The 12,553-nt window shown below is 55.1% G+C and carries 6 protein-coding genes; 4 read left to right on the top strand and 2 right to left on the bottom strand.

Going from position 1 to position 12,553, the window contains the following annotated elements; genetic code table 11:
* Positions 1-39: 39 nt before the first annotated feature.
* Both LX66_RS18065 and LX66_RS18070 read right to left on the bottom strand, forming a co-directional pair.
* Entirely contained in the window at positions 40-810 is a 771-nt protein-coding gene (locus LX66_RS18065; RefSeq protein WP_145716161.1) for a response regulator transcription factor, read from the bottom strand.
* Between the two features lie 7 nt (positions 811-817).
* Positions 818-3,928, bottom strand: a complete 3,111-nt coding sequence (locus tag LX66_RS18070) for a ligand-binding sensor domain-containing protein (RefSeq protein WP_145716163.1) — start codon at positions 3,926-3,928, stop codon at positions 818-820.
* Between the two features lie 258 nt (positions 3,929-4,186).
* Between LX66_RS18070 and LX66_RS18075 the strand changes: the two genes are divergently transcribed.
* The 4 genes from LX66_RS18075 (at position 4,187) to LX66_RS18090 (ending at position 12,526) form a co-directional block, all read left to right on the top strand.
* The gene (locus LX66_RS18075) at positions 4,187-7,357 is read left to right on the top strand and encodes a SusC/RagA family TonB-linked outer membrane protein (protein WP_145716165.1); all 3,171 of its coding nucleotides are present in this window, start codon (positions 4,187-4,189) and stop codon (positions 7,355-7,357) included.
* 11 nt (positions 7,358-7,368) lie between these two features.
* Positions 7,369-9,264, top strand: a complete 1,896-nt coding sequence (locus LX66_RS18080) for a RagB/SusD family nutrient uptake outer membrane protein (protein ID WP_145716167.1) — start codon at positions 7,369-7,371, stop codon at positions 9,262-9,264.
* A 14-nt stretch (positions 9,265-9,278) separates the two neighbouring features.
* Positions 9,279-9,992: a DUF3823 domain-containing protein gene (locus tag LX66_RS18085; protein ID WP_145716169.1), complete on the top strand. Its 714-nt coding sequence runs from the start codon at positions 9,279-9,281 to the stop codon at positions 9,990-9,992.
* 89 nt (positions 9,993-10,081) lie between these two features.
* A complete protein-coding gene (locus tag LX66_RS18090) occupies positions 10,082-12,526 on the top strand; it encodes a glutaminase family protein (protein WP_145716171.1) in 2,445 nt (814 codons plus the stop codon).
* The last annotated feature ends 27 nt before the right edge of the window (positions 12,527-12,553 follow it).

The following is a 12,553-nucleotide window of genomic DNA, read 5'->3' on the forward strand; positions in this document are numbered from 1 at the left end:
ATGACATAATGGATTTTCTCAAAGGGGCCTTAAGGCCCCTCATTTATTTTCTTTTTGCTTGGACTGGATGTACTCCGTAGGCGTCATATTGAACTGGCGGAGGAAATTCCGGGCAAAGTTGCTTTGGGAGCTGAATCCCGTCATGTCCGCCACCTCGTATATCTTGTGCCGGCCAATGGCCAGCAGCTCCGCTGCCCGTTTCAGGCGTACAATGTTGATCAGCTCAACGGGCGTAAGGTCCGACACCGCTTTTATTTTCCGGTACAGGGTAATGCGGCTCATGTTCATGCACTTGGCCAGCTTTTCCACGTTCAGCTCCACATCCTCGATGTTGTTGTGGATGATGGTGTTCAGCGCCTCCAGGAAGCGCTCGTCCTCCCGGGTATGCGCCATGCTTTTGATATGTACCAGCGGCGAGTTGGCAAAATACATGCGCAGGTTATTACGGTTGGCCAGCAGGCTGCCGATCTGCGCGTGTAAATGCTCTTTGGAGAAGGGTTTTTCAATATAGGCGTCCGCGCCCAGCTCCAGGCCTTCTATCTTGGACTGGATGGTGTTCCTGGCGGTGAGCAGGATTACCGGGATATGGGAATGCTCCAGGTTGGATTTGATGTGCCTGCAAAGCTCAAAACCGTCCATTTCCGGCATCATTACATCGCAGATCACCAACTGCACGCTTTCCTTGTCCAGCAACTGCAGGGCATCCTGCCCCTTTCCTGTTTTCAGTACGGTATAACGGGAAGACAGTATCCGTTCCAGGAATTCCAGCATGTCTTCTTCATCGTCAACAAGTAGGATAACGGGTAGCATATGGTTTTTATTCAGTTTTTAACGGGATCTGTAATACAAAAATATTGACGGTGTCGGTGTTCCTGATGAATAATATGCCATTGTGCAGCTCTGTCAGCGACCGGGCCATGGTGAGCCCGATGCCGGTGCCTTTCTGCCGGGCCGTTTCCTTCAGCCGCACAAAAGGCTGGAAGATCTTTTCCCGCATATCCGGCGATATTACAGGGCCGTCATTCAGGAACTCCACGGTAAAGTAGCTATCCTCTTTCATTACCGGGTAGAGTTTGACGCTTACCTGCCGGTCTGCGTATTTAACGGCATTGCTGAGCAGGTTGCTGAAGATCCTTTCCAGGGCTTCCTCGTCGGCGATGGCGTATATGGAAGCGGGGGGCAGGTCCACCTGGTAGTCCAGTCCTTTTTTCTCCGCTGGTATGGCAAAGTCCTCACAGCTCTGCTGCAGCAGGGCCTTTACATTCACCCTGTCAAAGTCCAGGCTGTAGCCTTTGGCTTCTATCTGCCGGAAGTTGAGGATATGGCTGATCAGCCCTACCAGCCGGTTGGTATTGCGCTCCATCATCTGTATATCCGCTTTAAAGCCCGGCAGGTCGTCCGCTTTTTCCATCAGGTTTTCCAGCGGTCCTTTAATGAGGGTAAGCGGGGTCCGTATCTCATGCGCCACGTTGGTAAAGAATTCGATCTTGGCTTCATAGGCCTCCTTTTCCTTTTTCTTCTGCGTGCGCCGGTGGTAGCTTCGTACAATGTAGTAACCGGCCAGCAGCACCAGCAGCGTATACAACAGGTAGGCCAGGGGGCTTGCCCAGAAAGGCGGCAGCACCTGTATCACCAGTTCCCGGGCAGACTGGCCCGGGATGCCGTTTACCGCGGCCTTTACCTTAAAGGTGTATTCCCCCGGCGGCAGGCTGGTATAATATACTTTACGGTTAGGCTGCACCGTGGTCCAGGTTTTTTCTATTCCTTCCATCCTGTAGGTGTAGGCCGTCATGTCCGGGGATACATAGCTCAGCGCAGCAAAGTCCAGGCTGATGGAAGAACGGTTGTAAGGCAGGGTGACCTTGCCGGCGTACACAATGGAGGTGCTCAGCAGGTTGCTGTCCCGCGTGGCGGATACCTCCCGGTTATCTACCTGCAGGCCGGTAATGTATACCGGTGGCTGCAGCAGGCGGTGCACGCGGTCGCAGGGCCGGAAGGTGACCATGCCCCGGATGCTCCCGAAGTAGAGGGTGCCGTCTGCATCGCGGAACCCGGAATTATAGTTGAAATGATCGCTCAGCAGGCCGTTGCTTTTCGTATATACATGCATGCGGCGGCTGGCGGGGTCAAAATTGACGAGTCCCTTGGAGGTGCTGATCCATAGCTGGCGATCATCATCTTCCACCACTTTAAAAATGTAATTGCCAGGCAGGCCGTGCAGGGTGGTATACCGGGTAATATGCCGCCGGTCGGGGCTCAACTGGCAAAGCCCGCCGCCTTCTGTGGCGATCCACAGGTTGCCGGCGTGGTCTCCGGTAATGGCATTGATGTAATCGGTGGACAGGCTGTTCTTATTGTACCGGTCGTTTACCAGGTGCCCGCTGGCGCCGCTGCGCCGGTTAAAATAAAATACGCCGTTGCTGTGCGTACCGGCCCAGATGGTTTGGCTGCTGTCCTCGAACAGGCAGGATATCATGGCGTGTCCCGGTATCTCCGGCGCCCGTTTAAAGCCGTCGATAGCCGGGAGGTACTCGTACAGGCCGTTGCCGGTGCCGGCAAATATGCGCCCATCCACGGTGCGGAGCAGGCTGGGAATGAAGTCGCTTTTCAGGTCGTGGGGGCCGCGGCCGGCTGCATAATGCCGGCGCACCTTGCCCGTGCGGATGTCCAGCACGTCCAGGCCATGCTCATGGGTGCCTATCCACAGGTCGTTGCCCGACACTGCCAGCCCGTGGATGTTGGAGTATGAAATATCCCCCGGCCGCCTGCCCGGCTCAAAATGAACGATCTTCCCGGAAGCAGGGTATAGCTTGTTCAGCCCCGCATCTTCGGTGCCTATCCAGATATTGCCGTCGTTATCCTGGCATATCTCCCGTACGGCGCTGCCGCTGATGGAATTGCTGGAATAGTTGGGATAATATTTTGAAAAAAGCAGCGGCTGGTGCGCGTAATAGTTCACCCCGCCAAAAAAGGTGCCTACCCACATATTCCCCTCACGGTCCCGGTGCAGGGAATAGATGGCGTTATCCGAAAGGGAGTAGGGGTCCAGGAATTTCTTTTTCAGGTTGGTGACCTCCCCGCTCCGGGTATCCAGGATAAATACCCCGGACTCCGTACCAAACCAGTACTCCGTGTCCGAGTAGCGCAGCATGCTGCGTACATAGACGGTCGTTTTATCAGGGTTGTAGGTAAGAATGTCTTTGTAGGTACGGCTGGTTATATCGAACTGTTTGACGCCCTGGCAGGAAGTGCCGATGAAAATGGATTTCGGCCCGGCGGGTATGAGTTTCTCAATAAAGCAGGTGGTGACCGGTGGGGAATGCGAGAATATATTATAGCCCCGGAAGGTTTGTGTAGCCTGGTCATAGTGCTGCAGGAACCCGTCGGCGGCGCCTATCCAGATATCCCCGTCCTCCGACAGGCAAAGGGTGTTGGCGCTGAAATACTGCTCCTGCGGAAAGCGTTGCAGCGTATGGGTAAGGAAACTGTAATAACAGAGTGTATGGTCTGCAATGAACCACAGCCGCGCCCTGCGGTCCATCACGATGTTGGAAACATTCCGCAGGGTATCGATGAACTGCACAAAGCGCTCCTTTTCCGGCTCATACCGGTACAGTCCTTTCTGCGCGCCTACCCACATTACCTGCTGCCGGTCCACGAAGATGGAATTGATCAGGTCTTTGGTAAGGGAGCGCTCGTAGTCCTCGTCCAACTGAAATGACCTGAAATGATAACCGTCAAAGCGGTTCAGGCCTTCCTTGGTGCCAAACCACATAAAGCCGTCCCGGTCCTGCGCCATGCAGATCACCGTATTGTTGGACAGGCCGTCCTCCACCTGGTAATGCCTGAAATAATAAGGCTGCGCCATCCCGCGCAACGACAACAGCAGAAAGATAATGGTCTTTTGTAAACGCAGCAGGAAATGCATCTCCCCGAATAGATTTTGGTGCTCCTCAGGTCCTGCAGACCTGAAACAATTTGAACAAATAATGATATGCCCCGAATAAAGATATTGATCAACAAAAAGTTATTTCGTACCAGCATTTAAAAGTACAAATCCTTTTGGATTAATTACGTAAACGTTTACGTCCTTTATTCACCAACTAAATCGCTATATGAAACCAGGCATGATACCACGTTAGTGCAAGGCTCCATGTCGCAATAGTAACAACCAAAAAACTTTCATATGAAATTTCGCGTTAAACGCCCCCCAGCGGGGGTGGGGGCATCTCTTACCATGATACTCCTCCTGCTACTTTCCCTTTATCATCCCCTTGCCGCACAGAACAATGAAAAATTCACGGTAAAAGGAACAGTTTCAGACAGCGCAGGCAATGGCCTGGGCCAGGTGAACATTATTGAGAAAGGAACCAACAACGGGGCTTTTTCCACCCCGGACGGTAATTTCTCCCTCACGGTGAAAAATGAAAATGCCGTATTGCTATTCTCTTACGTGGGCTTTATCCCTACGGAAGTGGATGTAGCCGGCAGATCTTCCCTGCAGGTCAGGCTCCAGAAGGACCGGACCGACCTGGGAGAAGTGATCGTGGTGGGATACGGACAAAAACGCAAGAAAGCCGTAACGGGCGCCATGTCCAGCATAACGGCCGACGATATCGGCCGGGTGCACGGCGGCTCCACGGTGAGCAGCACCCTGGCCGGCAAACTGCCCGGCGTGTCCTTCCGTATGGCGGACGGCAGGCCCGGCGCCAGCGCCAACATACAGATCCGTAACATGGGCAATCCCCTCTTTGTAATAGACGGGATACAGCAGGATGCCGGGCAGTTCAATAACCTGGCGCCCAACGATATAGAAAGCATTACGGTGCTGAAGGACGCTTCCGCCGCCATTTACGGCGTGCGCGCGGCCAACGGCGTGGTAGTGGTAACTACCAAAAAAGGCAAGTTGGGCACGCCCAATACCTTTAATGTGGATGCCTATACCGGTATCCAGAACTGGACCCGTTTCCCGGACGTGCTCACTAACTCTTACGACTATATGCGGTACCGTGCGGAAGCGGAGATCAACCGCTACGGCAGCACCACCATTACGCCGGAGGAGTTGGAAAAATACAAGGCCGGCACGGAACGCGGCTACCAGAGCTTTGACTGGAAGGATTTCATTATCCAGAAAAATGCGCCGATCCATTCCGCCAACCTGAGCGTGACCGGCGGATCGGACCGGATCAACTATTACCTGTCCGGCACCCACCTGTACCAGAACTCCGTGCTGGGCCGGGAGTTCCTGTTCAAGCGCACCAACATACAGTCCAACGTTACCGCCAAGGTAGCCAAGGGCCTGCAGATAGGCGTGCAGATCAACGGTCGTATAGAGACCCGGGACAATCCCGGCGTACCCTACGGGGACGATTACTGGCTGGCCCGCTTTGCCATCCTGCGCAATACGCCCCTGGAAAGGCCCTACGCCAATGATAACCCGGCCTATCTCAATGATATCAAGCATAACGAGACCAACTGGGCCTACCTGAACAAAACGCTTTCCGGCAAGTACCGCAGCGACTGGCGCGTGCTGCAGGCCAATTTTACCGGGGAATACGAGATACCCGGTATTAAGGGGCTGAGCGTGAGGGGCATGTACTCCTATTACCTGGCCGATCATATGCTGAATAACCATGAATACACCTATGTAACATACACCTACAACCCGGCGGATGACAGCTATGCACCTACGGGCGGCAGCACCAATCCCTGGCGGGAGCGGGAGCAGGTGAAACAGATCAACATCACCTCCCAACTACAACTGAACTATAACCGGACCTTCGGCCTGCATACCGTTGGCCTGACGCTGGTGAATGAACGTATCAAGAACCAGCGCCTCCGTAACTGGATACATGCGGTGCCTACTACCAATGAGCTGTCGCTGATCTACTTCAGCACGGCGGATACTTACCAGGACAGCGACGACCGGGAGGCCCGTATCGGTTACGTGGGCCGGTTGAGCTACAGCTATAACGACAAATATTTCCTGGAAGTAGCGGCCCGCCGCGATGCGTCCTATCTTTTTGCACCGGACAAAAGGGTTGGGTATTTCCCCTCCGTGTCCGCAGGCTGGCGAATATCCGACGAAGCATTCATGAAAAAATGGATGGGCAACAGCACCGTGCTGTCTGACCTGAAGCTCAGGGCCAGCTATGGCGTGCTGGGCGACGACGGCACCCAACTGGGCCTGCCGGCCTACGCCTACATTGAGGGGTACGATTACAACCAGCCGGTGGCCATTATCAGCGGTCAGCCGATCGTTGGCTCCCGCGACCGGGGCGTGCCCATCACCAACATTTCCTGGTTAAAGAGCAAGATGACGGATGTGGGCATGGACTTCAGCCTGATGAATGGCAAGATCACCGGTACTTTCGATTATTTCTACCGCAAACGTACCGGCCTGCGCGGCCGCAAGACCGATGTGCTGGTGCCGAACGAAATAGGGTACGCCCTGCCGGACGAGAATATCAACAGCGACGCCCAGTACGGCGAAGAGTTCTCGCTGGCCTACAATGGCTCCATCGGCAAAGTGACCTTCAGGGTGGGCGGCAATATCGCTTACTCCAGGCAAAAATTCCTCCATGGCTACAACCCGGTGTTCTTTAACTCCTGGGACCAGTACCGGAATTCTGCGGAAGAACGGTTCACGCGGATACAATGGGGACTGGAAACCATCGGCCAGTTCACCTCCCAGGAACAGATCAACAGCTACCCGGTGAACATTGACGGAAGAGGCAACAGCACCCTGCTGCCCGGCGACCTGATCTACAAGGACCAGAACGGCGACGGCAAGATAGACGGGATGGACGAGCGGCCCATTGGCCTGAGCACGGACGGCGATCCCAATACGCAGCCCAATATCAACTTTGGCTTCAATATTTCACTGGCCTGGCGCAGCTTTGATTTTCACGCAGACTTTTCCGGCGGCGCCGGCTACACCTGGTTCCAGAACTGGGAAACCCGCTGGCCTTTCCAGAATGACGGGAACCTGAACACCATTTTCCTGGACCGCTGGCATCGCGCAGATCCCTATGACAAGAATAGTGAATGGATACCGGGCAAATATCCCGCGCTGCGCTTTAATGACGGTGGGCACAGCAACTACCGGAATTCCGATTTCTGGGCGCACAACGTAAAATATATCAGGGCCAGGACCATCGAGCTGGGCTATGCTTTGCCTGCGCCGCTGCTGAACCGGGTGAAAATACGGCGGGCCCGTTTTTACCTGAATGCGTATAACCTGTTCTCCATCGACAACTTAAGCGAGTTCAACATCGACCCGGAAATAGCAGACGCCAATGGCCTGCAGTTCCCGCAAAGCCAGGTATTCAACGCAGGCGTAAACCTTACCTTTTAAAAATGCAACAGATGAAGCGATATTTTCCACATATACTATCAGCCCTGCTGCTCAGCGCAACAGGCTGTAAAAAAGACAGCGATTTCCTGAACGTACAACCTACTTCCATTCTCACCCCGGAGCAGGCCTTTGCCGGTCCTTCCCAGGCGTTGTCTGTACTGGCGGACCTGTACAACCGGCAGGTGGACTTCAGCAGCCTGGATGGCGGCTGGGTTTCCTTTGCCGATTTCAGCGAAAGCTTTCCCTCCGAGAACGGGCAGACAGGCATTGTACAGCGCAATAGCTGGGATTTTGGCGCCTGGGGCACCTGGGACTACGGCTATATCCGCCACCTGAACCTGTTCATAGAAAGGGCCACCGCAGCGCCTGCGCTGTCTGATTCCGACAAGAAGCGTTTCCTGGCGGAAGCCCGCTTCCTGCGCGCCAATTACTATTTTGAAATGGTGAAAAGGATGGGCGGCGTGCCCCTGATCCTGGAATCACTGGAATATGATTTCGGCGGTGATCCCACTTACCTGCAGTACCCGCGGGCAAAGGAATCCGAGATCTATGATTTTGTGATCAGCGAAGCGGAGGCTATCAAGAATGATCTGCCGGCGGACCCCGGTGAAAAAAGCAGGGCTACCAGGGCCGCCGCACTGGCCATGGAGTGCCGGGCCGCCCTGTATGCCGGCTCCATTGCCAAATATGGCGTCAACACGCCCCAGGTATCCCTGCCGGGCGGGGAGGTAGGCATTCCTGCCTCCATGGCAAACGGTTATTATACCAAAGCATTGCAGGCCGCCCAGGAGATCATTAGCGGCAGCGCCGGCACCTATGCCCTGTACAACCGGAAGCCAGACCTGTCAGACAACTTCGCCAATATTTTCCTGGATAAGAACGGCAACCCGGAATCCATCTGGATAGAGGACTTCAAGCTGAAAAGCGGCAAGGTGCACGGGTTTACCGTGGCCAACCAGCCCCGCTACGGCGCAGAAGAAGAGGAGGGCGGCAGGCTCAATCCTTCCCTGAACCTGGTGCAGGCCTTTGAGAAGCTGGACAATACCTTTGCGCCCCTGCCTGTGGCAGATGCGGACGGCAACCCGGTTTATTATGAGAACCTGCTGGACATCTTTGCCGGCAGGGATGCCCGGCTGGCCGGTACGGTGATCCTCCCCGGATCTGCTTTCCGTGGCCGCAATGTGGACATCTGGGCCGGCTACCAGTTGGCAGACGGCAGCATCATAACCGGCGACGACCGGGGCGCGCAAAAGGAGCTGCCCGGCACCAATACGCCCGTACAGGTAGTAGGTTTTGACGGGCCGGTTAATGCCAAGGAATTTACCGCGCAAAGCGGGTTTTACATCCGCAAGTACCTGGACCCTGCGCCCGGTGCCGGCTCCCGCGGCACCAACAGCGAAGTGCCGTTTATCCGTTACCGCTACGCAGAAGTGCTGCTCAACGCAGCGGAAGCGGCCTTTGAGCTGGGACAGCCCGGCACCGCAGCCGGTTATATGAACCAGGTGCGCGCCCGCGCCGGCCTGGTTATTCCCCTGGATGCGGCGGACATCACTTTTGACCGGATCGTGCATGAGCGCCGCGTGGAGCTGGCCTTTGAAGGTCATATCCTGTTCGATATGAAACGCTGGCGCCTGGCCCACCGGGTATGGGACGGCGCACAGATGAGCGTCAGCGACCTTACCAGCAACATCGGGGAAGCCGCCAAGCACAGCACGCAGCCCTATGCGTTGTGGCCTTATAAAATATACGACCCGGCTAGTACCAACAATGGAAAATGGATATATAAGATTGTACGGCCGGCATTGGTAACCGGTACCAACCGCTTCCGGCTCGGTAATTATTATTCATTTATCAATGACGAGATAAGGTCCAACAATCCGAAGATCGTAAGACAACCTAACCAGTAACAAAAACTGAAGACATGCAATCAAGATATCATCATACTTCCTACTTCCTGCTGCTTATTTCCTGCTTCCTATTATCCGGCGGCTGTAAAAAGGACAATTATGATCCTCCCGCGGCCCAGTTGACCGGGCGGATCGTTTACAACGGCGAGCCTGTTAACGTGGAATATAACCAGGTATCCTACCAGTTGTACCAGTTCGGCTTCGGCAAGGTAGGACCTATTGAAGGCACCTTTAACCAGGAAGGCGTGTATTCCCAGGTATTGTTCAACGGGGAGTATAAATTCATTATCCCCAACGGCCAGGGGCCCTTCCGCTGGAAGCAGACCGGGGCCGGCGCGCCGGACTCCGTTACCATCAACATACAGGGCAACCAGACCCTGGATATGGAAGTAACGCCGTACTACCTGATACGCTCGCCGCAGCTTACGGCCGGCAACAACAAGGTGACCGCCACCTGCAGTATTGAGCAGATCATTACGGACGCTTCCGCCAGGGACCTGGAAAGCGTAAGCCTGTATGTGAACAAGACCCAGTTTGTATCCGGCGCGGATAATATTGAGTCAGCCACCCTGTCTGCCGCTGATATTGCCGATCCGGACAATGTAACGCTGCAGGTAACCGTGCCGGCCATGACGCCCGCGCAGGATTACGTGTATGCCCGTATCGGTCTGAAAATTGCCGGGGTGGAGGACCGCATCTTCTCCCCGCTGGTCAGGCTGGACCTGTAAGCGCAGCCAGGGCACCGGCCTTTCCTTCCATTGTTTGTTACAGATGCACCAGTCACTAAAACCGGATTTTTAACTATAAACAAGTGTTCATGAGACGAAACGTTTTTTTGGTATTTTTTTTATTGACAGGCCTGTGGAGTTATGCGCAGCGGAAGGCGCCCGCTTATCCCCTCATCACACACGATCCGTATTTTAGTATCTGGTCTATGAGCGACACGCTGACAGCCACTCCCACCAGGCACTGGACTGGGACCAACCACTCGCTGATCGGCATGCTGAAGGTGGACGGAGACCTGTACCGTTTCCTGGGCAACGAAGGTAAACATTACGAAACAGTGCTGCCGGCAGGCGATGAAATGAACTACGTAACCGCCTATACGGAAACTGCACCGGCGGAGAACTGGATGATGCCGGACTTCAACGACGGGCAGTGGAAAACAGGCAAGGCGCCCTTCGGTGATGTAAAGGGCATGGTGAAAACGCAATGGCTGAGCAAGGACCTGTGGATCCGGAGAACCTTTACCCTGAATAAAGCAGACAGCCGCGAATTATACCTGAAGCTCCGCCACGACGACGACATTGCGGTGTACCTGAACGGGCAGGAGATCTACAAACGCAAAGGCCATACAGGCCATTTTGTGTACCTGCCCCTGGATGCCGCCATACGCCAGCACCTGAAACCGGGCAGGAATCTCTTTGCCGTGCATGTAAGGAACACCGGCGGCGGCGCCTGGCTGGACATCGGCCTGGCGCGGGAGCCCCTGCCGCCTGCCGGCCCCCCGGTAGCAACGGCGCAGCAGAAAAGCGTGACCCTCAATGCTACCCAAACCATCTACGAACTGACCTGCGGCAAAACAGATGTGACCCTTACGTTTACCTCTCCTTTATTGCTGAACGACCTGGACCTGCTGTCCAGGCCCGTTTCCTACGTGCAGGTAGCGGTAAAGGCCAATGACGGCGCCGCTCATGATGTGCAGTTGTACTTAGGCGCCTCTACGGACCTGGCGGTAAATGAGCCTTCGCAGGAAGTAAAAGCGGAACAGTACGCCGCCCGCGGACTGTCTATCCTGAAAGCCGGCACCACCGGACAGCCGGTGTTGCAGAAAAAGGGCGATAACGTGAAGATTGACTGGGGCTACGTGTATGTGGCCGTTCCAGCCGCAGGGCAGGTGTCCCAGTTCATTACGCCGGCGCGCCCCATGACGCAGGCATTCAGGCCGGCCGCGGAGCGCACGCTTACCGGTAAGCACCTGCAGTTGCATACGATCATACCCCTGGGTAAAGTGGATGCCAATGGTAAGACCCAACTGGTGCTGCTGGGCTACGATGACCTTTATGCCATACAATACTTTGAGAACAGGCTGCAGGCCTGGTGGAAGGAAAAAGGCGGCAGCATGGAGGACCAGTTAGCCCAGGCTGCGGACGCCTATGCAGACGTGCTGCAGCGCTGCGAGGATTTCAACCAGCAACTGTATAACAGCGCAAAGGGCGCCGGCGGTGAGGACTACGCCAGGCTGTGCGAGCTGGCCTACCGCCAGAGCATTGCCGCGCACAAGCTGCTCAAAAGCCCGCAGGGAGAGATCCTGTTCCTGTCCAAAGAGAACTTCAGCAACGGCTCCATCAATACCGTGGATGTCACCTATCCCTCCGCGCCACTGTACCTGGTATATAACCCGGACCTGCTGAAAGGGATGCTGAACGGTATCTTTTACTACAGCGAGTCCGGCAAATGGACCAAACCCTTTGCCGCGCACGACCTGGGCACCTATCCCATTGCCACCGGGCAAACCTATGGCGAGGATATGCCCGTGGAGGAATGCGGCAACATGATCATTCTCACCGCCGCTATTGCCAAAGCGGAAGGAAATGCCAACTACGCTAAAAAGCACTGGAAAACCCTTACTACCTGGGCGGAATACCTGGCCAAAGAAGGCTTTGATCCCGCTAACCAGTTGTGCACGGACGATTTTGCCGGTCACCTGGCCCGCAATGCCAACCTGTCCGTAAAGGCCATTGTAGCGCTGGGCTGCTATGCGGAGATGGCAAAGGAGCTGGGCGAGCAGGCCACTGCCGGTAAATACCGGCAACTGGCAAAAGGCATGGTGCATAAATGGATGGAGCTGGCCGATGACGGTGATCACTACGCGCTGACCTTTGAAGGTAAAGGCAGTTGGAGCCAGAAGTATAACCTGGTATGGGACAAGCTGCTGAACCTGGACCTGTTCCCGGCATCCGTGTATGAGCGGGAGGTGAAGTATTACCTCACCAAACAAAACAAATACGGCCTGCCGCTGGACAGCCGCCGCACCTACACCAAATCCGACTGGATACTGTGGACTTCCGTGCTGACAGACAATCAGCAGGATTTTGAGGACCTGGTAGTGCCGGTGTACCGGTTTGCCCTGGAAACGGAATCCCGGGTGCCGCTGAGCGACTGGCATGAGACCACCAACGGGAAAATGGTAGGCTTCCAGGCACGCAGCGTGGTAGGCGGCTATTTCATTAAGCTGCTGGCCACTCAATTAAAAAATTAAGAATTAAGAATTAATAATTAATAATCG

It is taken from the genome of Chitinophaga japonensis (genome assembly GCF_007830125.1).
GTDB classification, from domain to species: Bacteria; Bacteroidota; Bacteroidia; order Chitinophagales; family Chitinophagaceae; genus Chitinophaga; species Chitinophaga japonensis.